This window comes from Roseimaritima sediminicola (genome assembly GCF_009618275.1).
GTDB lineage: Bacteria > Planctomycetota > Planctomycetia > Pirellulales > Pirellulaceae > Roseimaritima > Roseimaritima sediminicola.
This window is the reverse complement of the sequence record NZ_WIAD01000061.1, coordinates 1-22,626: the sequence shown is the minus strand read 5'-3', so window position 1 is coordinate 22,626 and position 22,626 is coordinate 1. Positions and strand designations below refer to the sequence as shown.

General features: G+C 61.1%; 14 protein-coding genes, 1 pseudogene and 1 CRISPR repeat array. Of the genes and pseudogenes, 9 read left to right on the top strand and 6 right to left on the bottom strand.

What is annotated here, in order from left to right; translation table 11 throughout:
- Positions 1–666 precede the first annotated feature (666 nt).
- Positions 667–855 (bottom strand): hypothetical protein, encoded by a 189-nt coding sequence (locus tag GE027_RS20090; RefSeq protein ID WP_153559019.1) that lies wholly within the window; start codon positions 853–855, stop codon positions 667–669.
- Between the two features lie 314 nt (positions 856–1,169).
- Here GE027_RS20090 and GE027_RS23805 point away from each other — a divergent pair, with 314 nt between their 5' ends.
- The gene (locus GE027_RS23805; protein WP_390621614.1) at positions 1,170–1,328 is read left to right on the top strand and encodes an ATP-binding protein; all 159 of its coding nucleotides are present in this window, start codon (positions 1,170–1,172) and stop codon (positions 1,326–1,328) included.
- A gap of 156 nt (positions 1,329–1,484) precedes the next feature.
- Positions 1,485–2,706: a CRISPR direct-repeat array (repeat unit 36 nt; unit sequence GCTGTGGCTCGTAAGGAAGCGTCACTCGGATACACT).
- 50 nt (positions 2,707–2,756) lie between these two features.
- Here GE027_RS23805 and cas2 read toward each other — a convergent pair.
- The 3 genes from cas2 to cas9 all read right to left on the bottom strand — a co-directional run bounded on the left by cas2 (position 2,757) and on the right by cas9 (position 7,432).
- Positions 2,757–3,062: a CRISPR-associated endonuclease Cas2 gene (cas2, locus tag GE027_RS20085; protein WP_162006843.1), complete on the bottom strand. Its 306-nt coding sequence runs from the start codon at positions 3,060–3,062 to the stop codon at positions 2,757–2,759.
- Between the two features lie 36 nt (positions 3,063–3,098).
- The gene (cas1, locus tag GE027_RS20080) at positions 3,099–3,989 is read right to left on the bottom strand and encodes a type II CRISPR-associated endonuclease Cas1 (protein ID WP_153559017.1); all 891 of its coding nucleotides are present in this window, start codon (positions 3,987–3,989) and stop codon (positions 3,099–3,101) included.
- A 224-nt stretch (positions 3,990–4,213) separates the two neighbouring features.
- The gene (cas9, locus tag GE027_RS20075) at positions 4,214–7,432 is read right to left on the bottom strand and encodes a type II CRISPR RNA-guided endonuclease Cas9 (protein WP_162006842.1); all 3,219 of its coding nucleotides are present in this window, start codon (positions 7,430–7,432) and stop codon (positions 4,214–4,216) included.
- Positions 7,433–7,644: 212 nt separating this feature from the next.
- On the opposite strand from cas9, the gene GE027_RS23170 reads away from it, so the two are divergent.
- The 5 genes and pseudogenes from GE027_RS23170 (at position 7,645) to GE027_RS23155 (ending at position 14,777) form a co-directional block, all read left to right on the top strand.
- Positions 7,645–8,106, top strand: coding sequence for a transposase family protein (locus GE027_RS23170; RefSeq protein ID WP_202617485.1), 462 nt, complete (start codon positions 7,645–7,647; stop codon positions 8,104–8,106).
- Positions 8,103–8,873: pseudogene (locus GE027_RS23480) on the top strand (ISL3 family transposase). The gene GE027_RS23170 and the pseudogene GE027_RS23480 overlap by 4 nt, the downstream one beginning before the upstream one ends.
- A 138-nt stretch (positions 8,874–9,011) precedes the next feature.
- Positions 9,012–9,299, top strand: a complete 288-nt coding sequence (locus GE027_RS20065; protein ID WP_153559015.1) for a hypothetical protein — start codon at positions 9,012–9,014, stop codon at positions 9,297–9,299.
- Between the two features lie 685 nt (positions 9,300–9,984).
- The gene (locus tag GE027_RS20060; protein WP_153559014.1) at positions 9,985–13,161 is read left to right on the top strand and encodes a protein kinase domain-containing protein; all 3,177 of its coding nucleotides are present in this window, start codon (positions 9,985–9,987) and stop codon (positions 13,159–13,161) included.
- 170 nt (positions 13,162–13,331) lie between these two features.
- On the top strand, positions 13,332–14,777 hold the full coding sequence (locus tag GE027_RS23155; protein WP_153559013.1) for a hypothetical protein: 1,446 nt from the start codon (positions 13,332–13,334) through the stop codon (positions 14,775–14,777).
- A gap of 253 nt (positions 14,778–15,030) precedes the next feature.
- Here GE027_RS23155 and GE027_RS20050 read toward each other — a convergent pair whose 3' ends face one another.
- Both GE027_RS20050 and GE027_RS20045 read right to left on the bottom strand, forming a co-directional pair.
- On the bottom strand, positions 15,031–16,353 hold the full coding sequence (locus GE027_RS20050) for a Gfo/Idh/MocA family protein (protein WP_153559012.1): 1,323 nt from the start codon (positions 16,351–16,353) through the stop codon (positions 15,031–15,033).
- A 69-nt stretch (positions 16,354–16,422) separates the two neighbouring features.
- Positions 16,423–17,778, bottom strand: coding sequence for an outer membrane protein assembly factor BamB family protein (locus GE027_RS20045; RefSeq protein WP_153559011.1), 1,356 nt, complete (start codon positions 17,776–17,778; stop codon positions 16,423–16,425).
- Positions 17,779–18,156: 378 nt separating this feature from the next.
- Between GE027_RS20045 and GE027_RS20040 the strand changes: the two genes are divergently transcribed.
- The 3 genes from GE027_RS20040 (at position 18,157) to GE027_RS20030 (ending at position 22,530) form a co-directional block, all read left to right on the top strand.
- Complete coding sequence (locus GE027_RS20040) at positions 18,157–21,180, top strand: PAS domain S-box protein (RefSeq protein ID WP_153559010.1); 3,024 nt, start codon at positions 18,157–18,159, stop codon at positions 21,178–21,180.
- A 15-nt stretch (positions 21,181–21,195) separates the two neighbouring features.
- Positions 21,196–21,840: a response regulator transcription factor gene (locus tag GE027_RS20035; protein ID WP_237607689.1), complete on the top strand. Its 645-nt coding sequence runs from the start codon at positions 21,196–21,198 to the stop codon at positions 21,838–21,840.
- Between the two features lie 414 nt (positions 21,841–22,254).
- Entirely contained in the window at positions 22,255–22,530 is a 276-nt protein-coding gene (locus tag GE027_RS20030; RefSeq protein WP_153559008.1) for a hypothetical protein, read from the top strand.
- The last annotated feature ends 96 nt before the right edge of the window (positions 22,531–22,626 follow it).

The following is a 22,626-nucleotide window of genomic DNA, read 5'->3' as shown; positions in this document are numbered from 1 at the left end:
CGGCCCATCCATCCCACCCGACCAGGTTTTCATCCGACCAGGTTTTCAGACAGAGTCTAGTGGTACGGCATGCGCAGTCGTTGATGAACGCAGAGTCGCAGAGTCGCAGAGGGGCGCAGAGTGCCCAAGCACAGGCCTGTGTCTGCGTCCTCTGTGTCCGCCGCGTTTTTCTTTTCGTCCTGGGCGATGGCGGAAAGCTCCGTCCACCGACCGCCGGCCACCTAGTTCTACTTGCCGCGATCAGCGACTGGATCGATGCGGCGGTCGGTCGTCGGTACTGCCGAGCGGTTTCGATTCGCGTCCATTCGCGCGATTCGCGGGCCTGGTTTCCGAAGACGGTATGAGCCCGCCAATCACGCGAATGGTCGCGAATAGACGAGTGCTGGTTCGGCTTTGGCGGGCCGTTCTGCCTGGAGCTACTTGTCGGCATCCGCGTTGGTTCGTTCGGCGCTGCTCTGTCTCGCGGGCACCGGCTTCGTCTCCGTGCCTTCGTGAGCTCCGTGAGAACCCGTCATGCGCGCAACCTTGCTTGTTCATCCGTCGGCGGCCGCGCGATGGATGCCTTCTGTATCACCAACTTGCAAACTACCGCTACATAATGGGCGACCTCGCTTACGAGAACATCTACTGCCTGCCGTAAGGGCATCCCAACGCTCCACCGCTCCTTCAGATCATCGCTTTTAATGGCAGAGCGCTGGCGATGCGATCGCTGCTGCGTCCAAGCTCGATGCATTGGGTGCGTGGCAGGCGTCGATTGCCGCGTACCGCGTTGCTGCGCAGCGATGGCCGGAACTCACAGCGTACATCGACCACTGTATTGCGGACGTCCAGCGCAAACTCGACGCATCGAACCAAAACGGCGGGTCACGATGGAATACAGATCAGGACCGGCGATGCGACCAATTCGCCGGACTCTCCGCGACGTCGATGCCCTGCAGCGAAGCCGCCGGATGCCGTAGAAAAACATCGGCAAAGTCAGCGAAGCAATCCCGCCGGTTTACGAGTCACAGTTCGGCGTTTCAATGGAGCTTAGTACCAGGCGGCCGTATTTCAGCCTCAATGAGGCCGCGACTCGAAGGTCGCGGAAAGTTTCCAGCCATGTCCCCGAAAGGCACGACGTTCGCAGCACGATGGTGACGAGCAACCCTCCACTGTAGGAATGGGGCAAGCTGATCGGTGATGTGCCCAGCGCTACGGCGATCCTGGATCGGTTCTTGGACCATAGCGAAGTGATGCAGGTCACCGGGCGAAGCTACCGCATGGGAAACCCGGGAAAAACTTCAAACAGTACCAAAGCGTCAACCGGTTCGGCGACCGAAGAAGTTTAAGTCAAACAGTATCACCGAGCCTCAACCAGGCACGGCCTCACGAACTGGCACCGTTTGAATCGCCAATAGATGGTACTGTTTCAGTCGCCAAATGACATACAGGCGGGAGCGTCACTCGGATACACTAAGCCAAAGCCGAGGATCACACCAGGAATCGCTGTGGCTCGTAAGGAAGCGTCACTCGGATACACTGATGCGCGGATTGGGCATACGACCGTCCGAGGCTGTGGCTCGTAAGGAAGCGTCACTCGGATACACTGATCGAGCAGCAGTGGCAGGAACGCCAGCAGCTGTGGCTCGTAAGGAAGCGTCACTCGGATACACTTCGGCCTTGTGTCGTCGATCCCCTACGGTGGCTGTGGCTCGTAAGGAAGCGTCACTCGGATACACTCCGGAGCAAATCCACTAACCACCGGAGCAAGCTGTGGCTCGTAAGGAAGCGTCACTCGGATACACTACCATGCGATTGTCGACGCGATCGGGGACGCTGTGGCTCGTAAGGAAGCGTCACTCGGATACACTGCACAACGGACTGGATCGACTAGGGGACTAGCTGTGGCTCGTAAGGAAGCGTCACTCGGATACACTAACGCCTTAAGCGTTATCAGTTGCTCCAGCGCTGTGGCTCGTAAGGAAGCGTCACTCGGATACACTAACAAGCGACTGCAAGCCGAACTGAACCCGGCTGTGGCTCGTAAGGAAGCGTCACTCGGATACACTCTCAAGAGCCTGTACCAGTTCAAGGCGTTCGCTGTGGCTCGTAAGGAAGCGTCACTCGGATACACTAGGAGATGAGTTTACTGCACGATTTGATTTGCTGTGGCTCGTAAGGAAGCGTCACTCGGATACACTAAAGCAGATCACAGAGTCGCTACAGAAGTTGCTGTGGCTCGTAAGGAAGCGTCACTCGGATACACTGCCGCTGCGACGACTGGGATTATTGACAACGCTGTGGCTCGTAAGGAAGCGTCACTCGGATACACTGGCGTTGGCGTTCAAGTCGACGTCAAGGCCGCTGTGGCTCGTAAGGAAGCGTCACTCGGATACACTCGTTCACCTTTCATCTTTGCGGTTTGCTCTGCTGTGGCTCGTAAGGAAGCGTCACTCGGATACACTGCGCCGCGGCACTTCGCACGGTCGCTTTCCGCTGTGGCTCGTAAGGAAGCGTCACTCGGATACACTGACAGCGGTGACGCTCCGGCACCCGGACCAGCTGTGGCTCGTAAGGAAGCGTCACTCGGATACACTACGGAGAACGACCCATCCTCGACTGGCTATGCTGTGGCTCGTAAGGAAGCGTCACTCGGATACACTACCGCTCGTACATGCCGCGGCGTGGTGGGCTGTGGCTCGTAAGGAAGCGTCACTCGGATACACTACGCCTGACGCAAACGTACTAGCGTCAAGGACTTAAGGGAAACTGGCGTTTTAGAAAAGTAGGATTTGTGCGGGCTTCTGCTCATTGTCCTGCAGAATTGCCTTGTGAAAGGAGGACATTTTGGCGAATTGGCGGTCGGTAACCATCAAAAAGCGGATATACCCCTCTGTGGGCATTTCAGCCTCAATTTGACGCTGGATCTGTGTGCCCCGGGCCTCGCTGCCGCAAAATCGCGCGTAGACGCTGAATTGTAAGCGATCAAAACCGTAGTCAAGCAGTCGGTTTCGGAAGCGAGTGTAGTTGCGCCGGTGTCGTTTGCTGGTGACTGGCAAGTCGAACATGGTAACCAACCACATGGCAATAAACTCCGAAATCGGCTCAGCTCGCATCGATCACACCCATCCGTCATAGATCGCAAGTGGAGATCGATCGCCCTCAGCGACGCGGACCACTGAAGCGGTCAATGCGCTGAGAGCATCGAACAAGGAAATGTTGCGGCCACCAAGCATTAGTCGCGTCTGCAAAATCTCAATAAGTTTGATCCGCGTCGTTCTGTCGAGATTGCTGCTCGGCTTTAGGTCGCAACTGAGTCGAAAGACTTGGCGATCGACGAGCGGACGGAAGGGCTCCATCAAGTCATCCGCTAGGCAAAACGGGTTGTATTTATTGTGGTGATGAATGCCGATGGAAGGGTGTAGTCCACTGCCAGCGATTCCACGAGCGACCATGGATCGCAGGACGGCGTAACCATAGTTGAGATACTGATTCAGCCCGGGCGCATCGCGATCACGGCGGAATGCGGCCCCGAACAGACGCGGCCAGTACCGTTGAGCGGCGGTGGACTCGACGTTTTGCGGGTCGCCCGATTTAACTTGACGTGCGAGCATCGACAGCCCGGAGTCTTGTCCATGGCATTCACGCAGGACGGCGGCTTGAGCATCAATCTTGCGGCGGATGAGTTGTTGCCACATTCGCTTTTGCTGCGGGCGGGTTAGGCTCAGTTGTAGTTGGAAACGTTCCGCTTGTAATGTGTTGCCACTCAGTGGCAGCAGCATCGCACTGGGCATCCGATTAGCATCGCAAGTAATTACCATTCCGCCCGATTCGGTGACTGAGGAAATGACCGCTTGGGTGTAGCGGACCTGCGGATGGGCGACGATGACTGCCGAAATATCGTCGACTGGAACGTGGGTCTCCCGACCCTGCGAATCGATGATAAGCTGCCGATGTCGGATACTAAGGCCAGCAGGGTGCTCGGCAATTTCGATGATGCGATTTCTCATGGCTTGCTCCGAAAGCTAGCCTAATATGACTTCGATAGAAATGCAAAGATGGAAAGAAGGCAGTTAGTTCAAGCGATGACCGCTGGCTTATGCCAAGGCTAGAGTTCTGCCTCCGTGGGGTTGAAAGGGCATCTTCCGACGACCTTAACGAATTGCAAACTGACTTTCCACGGCAGCAATGCAGGGCGAAGGGCAGGATGTGAACCAAAAGAATAAATTCCGAATTAATCAATTTCTGAGACCTGACCTGCTGGTGTGATTTCGACCGGTCTTGCGTTCCGCGATTTCAGGTCGGTAGTGCTCCTTACTCTATTCCATTTGTTCCTGTCCTCTTTTTCGACTCGAGGAAGATTAAGCGGTGACAGCTGAATCTCATCTGCAGATATATTGACTACTCGATAGATTGCTCGGTCTCCATTCTCGTCGTCAAGTTCGAGGCAGTCGTTCTTGCGGATGGCGAACTGGAAGCGACGTCTCCCGCCTTGTTCATCGGGAACCAGAATTCGTTCTCCGTGGCGGCGCGGCGAATTAGCGAGGCGCTGATAGGCGGTCTGGCGATCAATTACCTCGTGCTCCCACTTCTTTTCATTGCCGTCTTTGCCCATAACGCCATAGATCAGGCATGCGAAATTTGTGTCTTTGCCGCTGGCGACATTGCGTTCGCGTACACCTTTTCCGATGGATCGGGGTTTGACTCTGACCCGCATCCGAACCTTGAAAATCGGCGTGCCATCGAACTTGCCTGTTGCTCGACTTCGAAGGCGTGGAAAGTTGTTCTGCTGGGTTCGCGGGTCGCTCCAAACCTGCGCAGGTATTGCCTTTGCGTTTTCCGCCTTGATCTTGGCCCATCTTTGCTGGACGGCTTCACGCACACCCGGATCGGCGATTTGATCGCCGTTGATTTCTTTTTCAGTCAATTTCTTCAGTTCTTTGCGGATCCGGAATTCTTTCTTGCCGCCGACGTAGTGCGGTATGCTGTAGATCGACTCCGCATGCATTCGGCCGCCCATGGTGCGGGTTGGACGATGTGAAACGAGAATGTTTTCAATAGTCCTGCGGACTTCGTCGACAAACCCCGGCCATGGCACTTCGAAGTGTTTAAGGAACGCGGTGTCGCGCTGCTGGTGGCTATCGGCCTGAGATGCGGAACGGCTGAGATCATGTACTCGATCTTGAGTCGAAAGGGCAACGATGATGGCGTCGACGGCATGGTGCCGATGGTCGTTGCGATTCTTTTCGTTCGCGTCACTAAGGACCGCGTTCAGCCCCCAACCGCGACGGATCAACGCGGTTAATCCGCCTGTGGGCGTGTAGACGCGGCGTCGGCCCAATGCGTCGACATGTCCGCCGTATAAAATGCCGACGTACTCGGTGGCCAGCCGTGAAAAATAACGGGTGTCGTTAAGGTCACGGCTGACGAAATCTTCAGGGACTTCGGTTGCCTGCATCCGCTGCAACTTTCGGACTCGATGGGGGCCCTTGAATGCTTTGACTCGCTCGATAATTAACGCTAGCTCTTCGTTCGTGAATGTTTCCGTGGGCAGTTTGTCGCCTTTGCGATCATTGCAGCGACGGCAGGCTAACGTCTTGTTCGTAAACGAATTGTCGAGATAGCGCCGCGGGTATATGTGTTCGATATTGACATTGCCTGACTTGCCGACGATTTCGCTGCCGCTAAAGTTGGTTCCGCAGTACGGGCATTGTCGATTGCATTCGACACCGAGCATCCATCGCTGAATATCAATTCGGCTGGGGTAGCCAATCCCGAGTTCCGCCAGCATCCCCTCTTTGGCTTTTTCGCGTCGCTTTTGGTTGTCGCGACTGTTGGCCCAGAGTCTCTTTCGGCCATCACGCGAATTTTTCAGATCGCGGGCCAACTCGATTCGAATGAGATCGGGTTTGCCGTATCGGTCGATCAGTGCGTTGACGACCTTTCGCATTTCGGTCAACGCCCGCATGACGGCGGGATTTCGAATATCCTTGTTCCACTGCACAACGGGCGGCAAGCGATCGAAGGCCTCGCCGGCTTTAAAACTGTCGCCATAGACCTGCTCGCGGGCTTCGGAAAAGGCCAAGCCATCTCGCATAGCAGGCAGTAGCTTTTTTATCGCAAGTGCCGACAAATTCGCATAGCCTTCCTCTAAATGGAGCCCAGCGAGGATCTCGGCATGCTCGGGATCCAGGCCCCATGCGTTGCGGGCTCGTTGTTTCAAGCGGTTACGATGACGATAGAACAACACATCCGAAACAATCGCGTGACGTTCTTCGTCACTGAATTCAAACCAACGATCACCGAACGCATTGAGCATCTGCTGGTTTGTGCGATGCCCGATCAATTTGTCATCCCATTCCTCCATCGTGAACACGCTCGGTTTTGGGATTCCGAGCAACGTTTTCGCTCTGCTCTTCATCGACATTGATCCCTGCGTCTGTAACGCGTCGATCAAAAGCTCGCGTTCCCGTTCGTCCAAGGGGCGTTCGAGGCCGTTGGAGTCGCGGACGCGGAGATGGTTGACCTGCTGCAGAATCCGAAACTCCTGAAAGATTGGCAATGCTTCAGCGCAACGCCGCTTCGAAGGCTCGAGGGAGCACTTTCCGATGAGTCGTTTTTGCGATTTCAGTGGACGCTGAAAGAAAATGATCTGGCGGACGCGTTCCCAGTCAGCATCGGACAGTTGATGGTGAGGTGACTGCGCGACGCGGATGCGGTCGAATTCGTCGGTGAACATGTCGCGGGCGGTGTAGCGGCGACGAAAACGCCCGCTGGCGGCGTCCGGTTTGCCTTCGCCATTGACGCGGTTATCGAACGGATTGACTTCGCGAGCAAAAAACTGACCCAGCGTTTGCCCTACTGCGGCTGCGGAGACGGCTTCGATGGATTGTGCCACTTCGCCGTCAGTGTCGTCGTCAATATCAGCCTTGCGATTCGATTTGTAGCCGCGACGTTGTGCGAGGCTGTAGAGGGCTCGACCCAGTTCATGAGGATTGAGCGGACCGTCCAGGGCTTTGGCCCGCAGCAGATAGGGAAGCCGCTGTTGCGCGAGGTGTTTGTCGACGTCGGATGTGTTAGAGTCAAGAACATGTTTGCGGATTAGTTCTGCGTCGACGGCGTCGAGCGTTTTCTTGCGCTCGGCGGCTTCGGCGGAACTTGATTCGGGAAGCAGCCCGTGTTGTTGTAACTCCTTAAACAGCTTCTTTTTTCGAAACTGCCGACGCCAGTGTTGACGACGAGGTTGGCGAGCTTGGCGACGTACAGTCGCTCGCGAGCTGTCCTTGCCTTGTTCGACGTCGCCTTCGACGCCGGCGTCAAAAATTCGGACGCCGGCGTCTCGAATCGCGACTGCTGTTTGAGAACCGTTTTTTGAGTCCAATTCGAGAATGGCCCAGCCGGCCGACGAAACTCCGAGATCAAGTCCAAGCACGTAGCGAAACGACGATCCCACGACTACCCCTTTTGTCGAAATGAAATGCTGTTGACGGGACCAGTATACTCGTTATACTAGCGGTAGTGTATCTGAGTGACGATTCCTTCCTGTTACAGTAAGGTTTCATACACGAACGGTTTAATCCGTCTGGCCGTCCTTGGGACGGCTTTTTTTTGGTCCATCCGCAAACTTCGTGGATTTGGTAGGATTCTCCCCCAAGGAGAACCACCTTGCAAGACAAAGAACTGTATCAGCAGATCCTGGGAATTGCGTTGCCCTGGACCGTCACTGAAGTGCAACTCAATCACGAAGCCGAAGAAGTCCGGGTGCGCGTTGAACACCCTCGTGGCACGAAGTTTTGCTGCCCTGAATGTGGCGACGAGTGTCCCCTGCATGACCACGCCGATGAGCGTCGCTGGAGGCACCCGGACTCCTGTCAATTCAAGACCGTGCTGATCGCAGCGCCCCCTCGTGTGAAGTGCCCCGCCCACGGCGTCAAGAACGCTCTCTTGCCATGGGCCGAAAAAGGGAGCCGATTCACGATGCTCTTTGAACGCTTCGCTATCGACGTCCTCGATGCGGCTCAGGCGATTAAAGACGCCCAGAAGGTGCTGAGGACTAGCTGGGATGAGACCTGCATATCCTTCAAGAAGCGGTCGCTCGCGGCAAGGCCCGAAAGGTCAACGAGATGATGCCTCGAATCGGGATCGATGAAAAGGCTTTTCGTAAGGGACAGGCTTACGTCACCTTGCTTTATGACTTGGACAACAGCCCTCTCGAAGCGATCTCCGATGGAAACGACACCAAAAACGCAGGCCATTGTTTTTCGCAGCTTTCGCAGGAACAGCGTGATGGCGTCGAAGCGATCGCGATGGACATGAGTGCGGCGTACGTCAGATCCGCAAAAACGAATACAGCGTTTGCCGACGAGAAGATTGTTCACGATCGCTTCCACGTGATGAAGCTAGCCAGTGAGGCGGTCGACAAGGTTCGGCGTCGCGAACACCGCAAACTTATAGCTGACGGCGATAATCGGCTTGCTCGCTCTTGATAGTTTTGGCTAAGTGGCCAGGAGAATCTGACGGACGCGTAGCAAGAGCGGCTTGAAGCGATCTATTCTCAGGAGCCCAAGACGGGTAAGGCGTGGGCTTACAAAGAGAAGCTTCGAGACCTTTGGCACCACGAGGACGCTGTCTCAGCTACCGCCTACTTCAAGGACTGGTACAAGCGGGTCATTCACACCAAGTTGACTCCGATGAAGCAAGTTGCCCGGACCATCCGGGAGCGACTGCCCAATGTTGTCAGCTACTGCACGCACGGGATCACCAACGCGGTCGCCGAAGGAATGAACAGCAAGATCATGTCGATCAAGCGTCGCGTCGGTGGGTATCGGAACGTGGAGAACTTCAAGACAGCGATCTACACCTGCTGCGGTGGACTCGATCTCTACCCACGATAAACCCAGATGGATCCAGAAACAGCAGACGAATTGGCGAAACTGGTTAGCAGCGTCCGCTGTCGAATACACAGCTCAGAAATACGCTTACTGATTCACCTAACAGTTCGCAAAGTCCGCTGCCGAATACGCCGGTCTGTGATGATTTGCTATACGGCGCTGTCCCATACTGCAGAGAACCAGATCCGTGAAGAATTGGTTGAACGCGGTCTGCCGGAGCCGACGGAGATCGGGTTCTGGACTTCCGAGGAAATGGTGCAGCGGCGCATGAAGGGATTCGTGTTGCGACGGCAAACGTCCAAGCCGCAGCCGCCGTTCGAGCGGTCCTTTGGGGTGACCATTCGATTTGCCGAAGTTGTACATCGCGTTCCCATCTCGCTCGGTTACGCCAGCCACTACGGCTTGGGGTTGCTGCGGGCGGTTGAGTAGAGCCGCTTTTTGTGGGTTCTGTGTTTTGTGGCTTGGTCAGTCCGGCTTGGCTCCGGTGTTTGGTGTTGTTCGTGCGCTGGCTGACCCCTCTCCCCCGCAGCCTGACTCGCTGGAGCTCGCCAGGCTGCGGGGGAGAGGGGAGGAAAAGATGGAGCTCAATCCCGGCGGTTCACCGGCCCTGTCGATTGATTGAGCCGTTTAGACGCTAGCCTCGGTTTCATCACCGCAAAAACCGGAGCGTTCGCCCAAACGGCTCGCATTAGCAATGCGTTCTCGAATACGTCGACGGGCCGGGGCGCCGGTGACGCCGCGGGTTCGGTTTTTGGTGATGTGCCGCTGTGCGGGGGTGTCTTCACTGGCTGGTTGCCTGGGCTGCTGGTTTCACAGGCTGGAAGCCTATGCCACTGGTTTCACAGGCTGGAAGCCTATGCCACTGGTTTTACTGGCTGGTTGCTTGGGCTGCTGGTTCACAGGCTGGAAGCCTGGGCTGCTGGTTTTACTGGCTGGTTGCTTGGGCTGCTGGTTTCACAGGCTGGAAGCCTATGCCACTGGTTTCACAGGCTGGAAGCCTATGCCACTGGTTTTACTGGTTGGATGCCTGGGTTACTGTTACTGGTTGGCTTTGGGGTGGTTAGAATGAAGGCTTCTGCTTCCGGTGCCCTCTCGAACCCAGGCGTGGGCGGTCATGGAACCGAAACCTCAAGGTACGATCCTCGCCGATGCGCTGCTGATCGAACGCGTCGTCAAACGCTTTGAGATCGCTTGGCGGGCCGGCGAGACGCCGGCGGTGGACGCCTTCCTCGACTCTGTCCCCGCCATCCATCGCTCGATCGCTCACCAACGCCTGCTCGCGGCCGCTCGCCGCTTGGAAACCGAAGCGGAAAAACGTGAGCAAGCCGAGGACTCGCTGCAGGCGACGTATCTGCACGAGACCTCCGAGGCCGATACGCAGGGGGCTCGCAGCGATGACTACAGCGTCGGTGGGAGTGCGGCCGGAACGCAGCCGGCCGCGATGCCCGAGTATCTGGGCGCGTTTCGCATCGATTCCGAACTGGGCCGGGGCGCGTTCGGCGTGGTGTACCAGGCCTATGACTCGCGGCTGCAGCGAAAGGTCGCCATCAAGGTGCCGCTGCTGGATTCGCCCGTCTCGCGGCAACAGTACATCGATGAAGCTCGCCGGGCCGCGATGATCGAGGGAGTCGGGCTGGTGCCGGTGTACCACGTCGATGTGACCGATAACGGGTCGCCCTATGTGGTGCAAAAGTTTATCGATGGACCCAATCTGCGTAACCTGCTCGAACGCGTCGGGGGCCTGGATCTAGAGACCGCTATCCTCGTCGTCCGGGCGGTCGCGCGGGCGCTGTCGATCGCCCATCGCCACGGCATGATCCATCGCGACCTGAAGCCCGAAAACATTCTGTTGGACCCCCAGGGCCGGCCCTGGATCGCCGACTTCGGACTCGCTCTCGGCGAAGACGAACAGGAGGGCCGCGCCGGAGAGATCGCCGGGACGCCGCTGTACATGTCGCCCGAACAGGTGCGCGGCGATACCGATTGGCTGGACGGACGCACCGATATCTGGGCCGCCGGCGTGCTGCTGTATGAATTGATCGCCGGCCGTCCGCCGTTTACCGCCAAGAACGTCGAACGCTTGACGCGCGAGATCTGCCAGCGCGATCCCAAACCGCTGTCCCAACGCCGCAGCCACGTGCCGCCCGAGCTGGACGCGGTCTTCTCCCGCTGCTGTGCCAAAGAGGTCCGCGAGCGGTACGCCTCGGCCGATGAACTGGCCAACCACCTCGACGTCGTGCTCGAACAGCTGGCGGCCGGCCGCGCCGGTACGGCCCGAGCCCTGCAGACGCTGGCCAGCGGAACGTTGCCACCGGCGGCCGATCGGCTGGCGACCGGCCGCGCCGACTCCGCCACCGCCGCGGGACCCGCCGCCGAGAACCCCCGGTTGCCCGTCGCCGGATCGGCGGCTCCGCCGGTCGCCCCCGGCGATGGGCCCGCCGCGCCGTCTCCCGCAGCCACGCCGTCTCCAGCAACGCTTGCCCAGCCGCCGGCGGCGGTCGAGCGGCCGTTTGCTGCGGCTCGCCGGCGGCGAGCCACGTGGTGGTTCTCCGGTTCGCTGCTGGTTCTGCTGGCCGCCGGAGCGTTCTCGTTGGCTCCGCGCTTCGGCCAACGCGATCGAGCCGCCTTGGCGCCCGGTGAAGCCGAACGGGGCGACGACTCGCGTATCAAGCCGCCGGGCTCCCCTGCTCCGCCGCCGGCGAGTCCAAATCCGCGGCCCGCCGATCCACTTCCACTGCCGCCGGACCCAGCCACGCTTGCGCCGGATGCAGTCACGCTTGCGCCGGACCCCGCCACGCTGTCGCCGGATCCAGACGTGCTTGCCCCGGACTCGGTTCCGCTTGCGCCGGGGCCGGTGCCGCCGAGCGGGCCGTTGGTCGAGCCGGTCGATTGGGCGGACTTGCGCGTCAACCCGGCCGCCGTCTCGCCGCAGCGGCCCGGCGTGTTCGCCACGATCGCCGCGGCGCTTTCGCGGGTGGAAAGCGGCGGGCAGATCACGATCGCTCCCGGGTTCTATTCCGAGAGCCTGCGGATCACCAAAGCGGTCCGGCTGCGCGGCGACGGCGACGACCGAGCTCAGGTCGTGATCGAAAGCCGGGCCGGACCGTGCGCGACGATCGATGGCGGGCAGCTGGACGGTCAGAACGTGACGTTCCACGGGCAGGGCGTGGCGGGTCAGCACGAATTCAACACGATCGACATCCGCGACGGCGCGGTCGATCTGGCCCACTGCCGCCTGACCGCCGCCACGTTCTGCTGCGTCAAGGCGCGACGCGATAGCCGTTTGACGGTGACCGATTGCGAGTTGACCGCCCTGGCCGATTCGGCCGTCTCCTGCGTGCAAAGCCGCTCGGTGGAGATCGTCGACAGCACGTTTCGCGATTGCACCGACGGAGCCGCGATCGAACTGATCGGCTGCGGCGGCACGATTCGCAACAGTCGCTTGCTGGGCAATAACCAGTACGGCGTGTACTGCGAACGCACCGGAGACGCGCCGACCCGGATCCGCGAATGTCGCTGGGAGGGCTGCGGACAAGCCGGCATCAAAGCGGCCGAGGCGGGGTGGATCGAAGTCGACGGAGGAACGCTGTCGCGCTGTAAGGTCAGCGTCGAAGCGCAAGGCGGCCGCGTCACGCTTCGCGACGTCCGCGCCGAAGACGGCTCAGGACCCTGTTTGTCGGTGACGCGCCAAGGCATCCTCGAAGCGACCGATTGCCAGTTTCGTTCCTGCCTGGTGGGGCTGGCCATGCAGGACGCCCAGGTCAGCCTCGAGGGATGCTTGATCGATTCGATGCGCTACATGGGCGTGTACACCAAATCCCAAAGCCAGCTGCGTTTGGTCCGCTGCCGCATCGAACGAGCTCGCGAGACCGGTTTGCGGCTGGACGATACCGTGCTGCAGGTCGAAGCCGGACGCGTGGCCGATAACGGCGCCGGAGGCGTCGTCTGTTCGGGCGCTCGGAGCGTCGTGCGAGCCGACCGCTGGACCATCGAGAACAATTCGAAGATCGGCTTGCACCTGATCGATGGCCAAGCGTTGTGGAGCGGAGGGGAGATCGCCGGGCACGATATCGGAGTCCTCGTCGACCGTTCAGACGAGGCCACTCGCCCGGCCTCGCTGACCGCCGAGGGACTGCGAGTCAGCGACAATCGCGAGGCCGCGTTTCAATTCCTCGCCGGAACCGAAGGCGATCTGAAAGCCTGCAAAACCGTGGGGCATCCGCCCAATGCCGCGTTGCTGATGAGCGTCGAGGCCAGCGTCCTGACCGACGACGCCTGTGCGTTTGAGTAGCGAGGGGCGAGCTTGCGGGTTTTGCCTATTTTTCCTGCGCTGTGTAGCTTTGTTTCGGGTTTGCTAGCAGTTATGCTGGGGGGGCTGGAGTGGACGCTTTTGGGATTTTGAATCCCCGCCACGTCGACGCGTCCACAGTCCGGGACCTCTTCCTGATAAGGCCAACACCGATGAAGTATCGACGAACGATGAGCCGACCGCTCGCCGGCCCGTTGCTGGCGAGCCCGCTGTTTGCTTTCGCCGCACTGCTGACCATAACCGCCGGTACGGGACGCGCCGAACCGCCGCAAGCGACGACCCGCCCGGCGGGATTTTTGCAGGGCGAGCGGAAAGAGGTGCCGGATGATTTTTTCGTGGAACTGGAGCAGTCGCGGCTGCGGCTGAAGCTGCAGGATTTCGGGCTCGAGGACGCCCAGCAGGGGCTCGAGGATTCGTTGGTGACGCTGATCACGCCCAGCGGCGCTCGCCAGCAGCCGCCCAGTGACGCCCAGGGCAATGTGGCGTTCGAGAACGTCGACGAGGGACCGCTGGGGATTGTCGTGACCGGACCCGACCAACACGCCACCGTGGCCGTGTACGCTCGGCCGCTCGGCCGTGCCCCGGCCGCTGGCGAGTCCGCCGAGGACGGTGCGGATGCTCAGGCCGAACCGGCCGACGAACCGCTCGTCGCCGCGGCGAATCCCTTTCGCTTGCCGGTCATGCGGATCGGCGCCTCGGAGGTGCTGAAGAACACCGCGGGCTACACGCCCCAGGCCGCACCGACCAAATCGTTCAGCAGCGAGCAGTACGCCGGGTTCCTGCGATACAACTCCGTGCCCACGCTGTACTACCGCGTGCGGATGCAGGCCGATGGCCGGGTGCCCGGCAAGGTGTTCACGATGGTGGATCCGGATTTGCCTTTGGATTACAGCGGCACCAACGTGACGGTGTACCGGGCGGGCGAATACATTCAGAGCACACCGACCACGCCCGAAGGCTTCTTCGAAGTGACCGGCATTCGGCCGGGCGTGTACGGCGTGGTGGCCGCTGGCCCGCTGGGTTACGCCGCGTTTGCGTTTGAGGTTGTGCCGAGCGGCGACGGCCCGTTGCCCGAACCCAACGTGGCGGCGACCAAAGCCGCACCGACGATCCGGACCGTTGCGTTTCGTGACGGCGAAGTCGCGGCCGACGGGGTCAGCGACATCCTGTTCGTCCCGCTGATTCCGCCGGCCATGTTGGACACCCTGCGGCGAACCCTGCTGGAGGCTTACTCGCCGTTTCTCGGTGGCGGGGACGGTGGTTTTGCGGCCGGTACGCCCTTCGGCGGCGGTCCGTTTGGCGGTGGCGGGTTCGGCGGAGGTGGATTCGGCGGCGGCGGATTTGGCGGCGGAGGCGGCGGAGGTGGCGGTTTGGGCGGTGGCGGTTTGTTGGGCGTGGCCGGATTGGCGGCTGGTCTCGCAGCCCTGGGCGATGACGACGGCGGCGTCGTGCCGCCGGGCGTGACCAGCCCTTTCCTGCCGGAGTTGCCCGCGATCATCCTGCCGCCGATGAATCCGCCCGATGACGGCTTCGATGACGGCTTCGATTATGATCCGCCCGGTGGCGGTGGCGTGACGCCGCCCGACGTCGCCTTCTGAGCGACGGCATGTGGCATAGGCTTCCAGCCTGTGAACGTCGCATGACTTTTCGGGGCCCTGCTCTCACTCGTCTCAGCTGGGACAGCCGAGCTACGATGCGTGGCATAGGCTTCTAGCCTGTGAAGAAAAACACAGGCTGGAAGCCTATGCCACTGGGCGATCACAGGCTGGAAGCCTATGCCACTGGGCGATCACAGGCTGGAAGCCTATGCCACTGGGCGATCACAGGCTGGAAGCCTATGCCACTGGGCGATCACACGCTTGGGTACTGCCAGTCGCCGCGGTAGGTGCGTTTGAGCAGCGCGTTGGCTTGAGGGTCATTGAGGATGCGTTCCTGCTCGCCGTCCCAGCGGACGCTGCGGCCCAGTTTCAGCGACAGCATGCCCAACAGGCTCATCGTCGTCGCGTCGTGTCCGACCTGGACGTCGCAGGTGGGCCGCCTGCCGCTTTCGATGGCTTGCAGGAAATCGGCCCACAGCAGGTCGATGCTGTGTCCGTCGGGCTGTTTGTGCTGGGCGTCCTGGTGGACGATCGGCTTTTTGCTGTCCGCCGGATAGAACGTCCAGCCATCTCGCCAGCCCATGTGAAAGATGCCGCCGGTGCCGTAGAAGTAGCAACCCACGGACGTTTTCTCCGGGCCGGTGCCGCCGAACTGGCGGTGTTCCCAAGTGGCCGTGAAGGATTCGAACTGGTAGGTCGCGATCTGGCTGTCCGGCGCGTCGGTGGTCTGTTCTTTGTCGGTCAGCACGGGCGGGCCTTTGACGGGGCGTCCGCCGGTCGAATAGATCTCCCGCGGGTACTTCTCGTCGGTCCACCACAGCAGCTGGTCCAGCCAGTGCACGCCCCAGTCGCCCAGGGTGCCGTTGGCGAAATCCAGGAAGTGGCGAAACCCGCCGGGATGGATCTTGCGGCAGAACGGCCGCAGCGGTGCCGGACCGCAGTACATGTCCCAGTCGAGTTGTTCGGGAGGGGCGCTGTTGCGCGTGGGCAGCTCGGCACCGCCGCGGCTGTGGACAAACATCCGCACCATGCCGATGTCACCCACTTGGCCGCTCCGCAGAAACTCCATGCCCGACACGTAGTGCGGTCCCATCCGACGATGCAGTCCGACCTGGACGACGCGCTGGTTGGCGCGGGCCGCTTCGATCATCGCGCGGCTCTCCAGGATCGTATGGCCGGTCGGCTTCTCGACGAACACGTGCGCCCCGGCTTCGATGGCCGCGATCGTATTGAGCGCGTGCCAGTGATCGGGGGTCGCGACGATCGCGATATCAATCTCTCGCTCATCGAGCAGTTCGCGGAAGTCGGTGAAGGTGGCCGGCGTGTCGCCCGTCAGGTCCGACACCTCCTCGGCAGCAATCTCCAGCTTGTCCCGATCGACGTCGCACAGCGCGACCACCTTGATGTTGCCGCCGGCCAAGGCTTCGCGCAGGATGTTCATGCCCCACCAGCCCGAACCGATCAACGCCGTACGGTAGGTCTTGCCTTTGTTCTGAGCCCGCACCGCCGGAGCCGCTTGCAGCATCACGCCGGTCGCCGCAGCCGCTTGCAAGAATGTTCGTCTCGGTAGAGTCATCGGAGATCTTTGAATGGAGATTTGAGATTTGAGATTTGAGAATTGAGAATTGAGAATTGAGAATTCAGATTAATTCGCCTCGAGGCAGACCAGTTGGCCGTCGGCGCTGCGGCAGTACAGCTGGCCGCCGGAGAGCACCGGGGCAGTCCAGCACTTGCCGCGGAGGACGCGGCTGTGGTGTTTGACCCGGCAGGCCTCGGGCGCGGCCTCGATCACCAACAGCTGGCCGTCCTGGCTGAGCACCAACAGGTGGTCCTCGGTGGCCGATAGCGCGCCGTACTCGACCCGGTCATCGCTCCACTGCACCGTTCCGTCGTCGTACCGGATACAGCGCAGCTGGCCGCCACGAGCCAGGTCGCCGTGGATCCCGTAAACATACTGGCCCAATTTAACGCCGCCGCCGAGCTGCGTCTGAAAATCTTTGTGTTTCCACAGCGTATCGGCTTGCTCGCCGGCGACGTCCAGCAGGGCGGCGCCGCGGTTGTAAGCCGAACTGAGCAGGACGCGCGAGCCGTCGAGGATCGGGTCGGCGGCGTTGCAACCGAAGGTCGTCAGCCAACGCTGTCGCCAGCGAATCCGGCCGGTGGCCGCGTCGACGCCGACGAAGGAGCGGCCCGATCCGATGACCACTTCGGTGCCCGAGGCCGTCGTCCGAGGCACCGGCGTCGCGTAACCGGCGTCCTTGTCGTCGCTGGACCAGAGCACGGCCCCGGTGGCCTTGTCCACGGCCACCCCGGCGTCGCCCACGTTCAGGATCAACGCGTCTTCGACCACCAGGGGCGAGCCGGCGAAGCCCCAGGTCGGGATCCGCACATCGGCCGCGTCGGCCACGTTGATCGACCACTGCACCGCGCCGCCGGCCAAGTCAAAACAAAACAGGTCCCCTTGCCGGGACAGCGTCCAGACTCGGTCGCCTTCGATCGTGGGCGTGCTGGTCGGACCGCCTTCGAATTCGTTTGCGTCGGTCGGGCTGGCATAGGCGTGATCCCAGATCCGCTCTCCCGTCGCCGTGTCCAGGCACACGACCGTGTCGACGTTGTCGGCATTGCCCAGCGTGACCAGCCGCTGGCCACCGATCACCACCGCGGAGAAGCCCACGCCCACGTCGGTCCGCCACTTCTCGGGCGGTCCCTCGGCGGTCCACCGGTCCACCGCGAGGGATTCCCGAGAAACGCCGTCGAGGTGCGGGCCGCGGAAGCGATGCCAGTCGGCGGCGGCGGCGGATTCGGCGGCGGGCGCGGGCTCGGCGGGCACGGGCTCGGCGGGCGCGGGCTCGGGCTCGGCGGCGGGCGCGGGGGGGCACGCCAACGTGTACAGCAGAAGGAATAAGGGCAGGCGGCGCAGCATCACAGGCAAACGGTTGAAAACGCGGTGGGTGGAGAACGAGGCAATCAGCCGCGGCACGCGGCCGGGAGAAAACATCATAACTCGCTGTGCACGTCCTCGCGCCGGTCAACGTTTGCCCCGGCCAGCAACTCTGGGGGGATAGGCAGGTTCCGAGTGGTGCGGCTAAGATGCCGGCGACCAGCGGGCCTGTCGATCAATTCAGCCGTGTGGGCGCGAGCCTCGGTTTCGTCACCGCGAAACCGGCCCTAGCGCTCAAACGGCTCACCTAAGCAATGCGTTCTCGAATAAACCGACAGGCCCAAGCGGGGGCAGTTTCTGAGAACGCCGATTCTGTACGGCCGCACAGGGCGCACCTTCTCGAGCGGGCGGGCAAATATTAAGTTTCGTTTTTGCGAAGGGAATTTCCTTATAGGCGGCATGGCGTACTGCTACGATAAGGTCAGGGGGTTTGATTACATGAGTGGCCTTACACGTGGAACTGCGGGGCAGGCCGACGAGGGCGCAGCGGAGATCGATGTTCACAGGATCCTCGAGCAGATCGAGCGGCGGCTGGGGTTTTGTCCTGCGCTGTTCAAATCGCTCAGTCAGTTGCCCGAGGCCTTGGACGTGTACTGGCGGCAGGCGCAAAGCGCGTACCTGAACAGTCCGCTGCCGGGAATCGTCAAGGAGCGGCTGTTCGCGTACCTGTCGCGGTACTGCGCCCAGCCCTACTGCATGGCTAGGCATGCGGTATGGTTGATCGAGCGTCAGGAGCGGGATCGTGACAACGGTCGGGCTAGCATGGCCGCGGCCGAGGTGGTCGCCTTTCTGCGTCGCCCGCGGCCGCGGCCGCAGGAGCTCGAGGCGATGCTGGAGCGTTTGGCGTCGGAACCGAAGCTGGAGGCGGTTTGGCCCCAGCCGGGTTCGTGGCTGGAAACGCAGTTGTTCGCATGTGCGGTGACGTGTTTCCTGCGCGAGCCGTTGGCCGGCAAGTGTCACGAGGCCTTGCAGCGGATCCTGCCCCGGCGTGGCTACGAGTCGTTGTTGATGCTGTTGACGTTCGTCCACAGCAGCCAGTTTTGGGCCGACGCTCGCGGTACGGTGGAGCTGGACCCCGACATCCACCAAGCGATGCGGGCCCATCCCGAGTTGGCTCGGTGGTTGGCGGAGTACCGCGAGGAGGTGGCTCGGGAGCAGCAGGACCTGGCGCCGCTGAACCAGGTCCTGGCCCGTGAGAAGCGGCGATTCGAAGGCGTCGTGAGGTCGATCCCCGATGCCCTGGTGATGGCCGACATGGAGCATCGCGTCACCTTTTGTACGCCCAATGTGCGGAGCGTCTTTGGGTATGATCCCGAGGAATTGATCGGCCGCCACAAGTCCATCTTCTTTGCCGACCCCGAAGCGTACCGCGATCTGGAGGCTCAGCAGAGCGGTCAAGCGGCCGGGGCGGTGTCGACGCCGGTGGAGATGGAGCTGCGTCGCAAGAGCGGCGAGTGCTTTGCGGGCGAGATCGTCAGTACCGTGTTGGTCGGCGAAGACGGAGAAGCCTTTGGTTGCTTGGCCCTGGTCCGCGACGTCAGCGTTCGCAAACAGGCCGAAGCCAAATTGCAGCGTTACAACCGGGTCCTCGAAGCGCTGGCCGCCGGAGCTTCGTTGCCGAGGCTGTTGGAGCTGGTCGTGCGGCTGGCCGAAGACGCTCGTCGCGGGATGCTGGGTTCGATTCTGCTGTTGGACGCCAGCGGCCGGCGGCTGCGAAGCGGCGCTCTGGGGCGTTTGCCCGCATCGTTCAGCGAGGCGGTCGACGGGCTGGAGATCGGCCCGAACATCGGTTCCTGCGGCGCGGCCGCTTACTTGAATCAACGGGTCATCGCCGAGGATTTGTTGACCCATCCCAACTGGAAGGAATATACGGCGGCGGCCGAGCATGCGGGGCTGCGGGCCTGTTGGTCCGAACCGATCCGCTCGCGCGACAACGAAGTCCTGGGCACCTTCGCGGTCTACTTTCGCGAACCCCAGACGCCCACCGAAGCGGATCTGGACCTGCTGCGCCACGGCGCCCAGTTGGCCGAGATCGTGATCGATCGGGTGCGCAAGGACGAGCGGTTGCGGGAGAGCGAGCAGCGCTACCGGTCGGTGGTCCTGGCCTCCTCGGCGATCGTTTCCACCGCGGGCCCGCGCGGCGAATTCTCCTCGCCACAGCATTCCTGGGAGCGGTATACGGGCCAGCCATGGTCGGAGCATCGCGACTGGGGCTGGGGAAAGATGATCCATCCCGACGACTCGCGGCGGGCCCAGCGAGCCTGGCGAGACGTCTTGAAGGACCCTCAGTTCTCGACCTTGCATTTTCGCCTCTGGCATGCCGCCACGGAGCAGTATCGCCATGTCGAAGGCCGGGCCGTGCCGATCTTTAACGAGGACGGATCGGTTCGGCAGTGGGTGGGGACGACGGCCGACATCCACGACCGCGTGCTGGCCGAGCAGAAGCTTCGCCAGCGTGAGCATGAGTTCCGGATGCTGGCCGATAACGTGCCGGAATTATTCAGCTATACCGACGCCCACCTGCACTTTCGCTTTGTCAATCGCCGCTATGAAGAAGTGCACCGTCGTCCGCGCTCGGAGCTGCTCGGTCGGCATGTCAGCGAGTTGGTCGGTGACCGGCGCTACCTGCAATCGCTGGCACAGCACTACGCCCGGGCGCTGGAGGGCCAGCGCGTCAGCTTCGAAGCCAATATTCCCACCGCCGACAATCCCGGCCGCTGGGCCAGCGTCGTCTTGATTCCCGACCGGGACGAACAGGGACGGGTCTCGGGCGTGTACGCCATGGAGAGCGACATCAGCCAGCGACGCGAGCTCGAGAAACAGATCCTGGACGTGTCCGGTGAAGAGGCTCGGCGGATCGGCAACGACCTGCATGACGGCGTGGGCCAGGAATTGACCGGACTGGTCATGGTGGCCGATACGTTGGTCACGGCGCTCGAGCGGCGGGGGCTGGCCGAGGTCGAGATCGCCGAAAAGATGCGCACCGCCGTCCAGCGTTGTTTGGGCGAGATTCGCACCATGGCCCGCGGCATGAATCCGGTCAGTGTGGACACGCAAGGACTGATGTCAGCCCTGGCCGAGATGGCGCGACGATTAAAGAATCTGTATGGGGTGGATTGTGTCTTCGAATGTTCCCAGCCCGTACTGCTGCCCAACAATCAGGTCGCCACGCATCTGTACCGGATCGCTCAGGAAGCCACGACCAATGCGGTCAAGCATGGGCGGTCCAGCCGGATCCGTATCGAGTTGAGCTGCGAAGACCATCACGCCACGTTGCGGATCACCGATAACGGTATTGGAATTGCGGAAGATAACAAGAAGAAGCAGGGGATGGGGCTGCAGATCATGAAGTACCGGGCAGGATTGATCGAAGCGGATCTGCAGATACAAGAGGCGGCGAGCGGTGGTACGGATGTGCGCTGTACGCTCGCGGCCGAAGCGCTCCAGCAGCCTATGGGGTGAATGGAGGAACGTGTGATGCCGACTGTGTTTATTGTGGATGATCATCCCTCGACCCGCGACGGATTGATCACGCGCATCGGGCTCGAGCCCGACTTGGAAGTTTGCGGGGAAGCCGCTGACGTCGACGAAGCGCTGCGCTTGATTCGCCGCCTGCGGCCCTCGATCGCCATCGTCGATGTGTCGCTGAAAAACGGCAACGGGATCGAGTTGATCAAAGCGGTTGCGGCCGAGAGCCTGCCCACGCGTATGCTGGTCTGGTCGATGTACGACGAATCCCTGTATGGCGAACGCGCCCTGCGTGCCGGCGCGATGGGATACATCAACAAAGAAAACGTCACCGGCATGATCATCGATGCGATCCGCCGCGTCTTGAAGGGCGAAGTTTTCGTCAGCCCTCACATGGCCGCCAAAATGTTGCACCGGGTGGTTCGCGGCGGCGAAGCCACCGGACGCTCGCCCATCGATGCCCTCTCCGATCGCGAACTGGAAACCTTCGCCTGTATCGGTTACGGCATGAAGACCGTCGACATCGCCAACAAAATGGGGCTCAGCCCCAAGACCATCGAGACGTATCGAGCGCGGATCAAAGAGAAACTGGAACTCGAGGATATGGCCTCGCTGACCCGTGAGGCCGTTCAGTGGACGATCGAGAACGGCTGAAGCCCGCCGGCTCGACTTCCTGTAAGGAAAATCTCTACGTTTCCAGCAGAGAAAAACCTAGTCCCACCCGATGGGTTTCGCGACTGTAGCCGGCCGGGCGGTAGCGGTACTTTGGGATGCATCGGAGCTACCGCGACCGTCGTGACTTTTCAACTGGCCGCTGTGTTTTCAGCTCGCTGACGAAAGTCGCCTTATTCCTACGAACCATATCGGGGCAAGGACGTCCACCAAGCGATCGAGAACGCCCGAAAACCCGCTGCCGGGTCAGGAAAGCGTTCTGCGACCAGCGAGGGGCAGGAGCCTATTGGCCGGCAAGGGTTAAACGCGGGAGATGTCCAAGACGTACTCAGAAAATCAGATGCTTTTTTGCTTCGTTCCCTAAACGCATTGGATGGCGCATCCAGGAGGCAATGTATGGCCGTCGGGCAAGTTTATTTCACGCAGCACTGTCAGGTTTGTGGACGAGCGATGCGGGTGCGTATCGAACTGTTCAATCAACCGATCCACTGTGCTCATTGCGGGGCACGGTGCCGAGCGGCGATGCCGCGAGCCGCGGGCGAGCCATCCACGGCGGCGGATGAGGAGCCCGAACCCAAACCGGAAAACATCTTCTTGTCCTCTCATCGCCCTCGGTCGCAGGCGGCCCAGCGCGGCGGTTTCCCTCGGTTGGAGGCAGCCGAGTTGCTGTGAGTTTTGTCCACCGAGCCGTTGGGCGATCGCCTCGGTTCGGTGGCTTGCTCGATTACCCATCGCCGCTCGGCCGAGCTCGGCCGAGCGACACTGGCT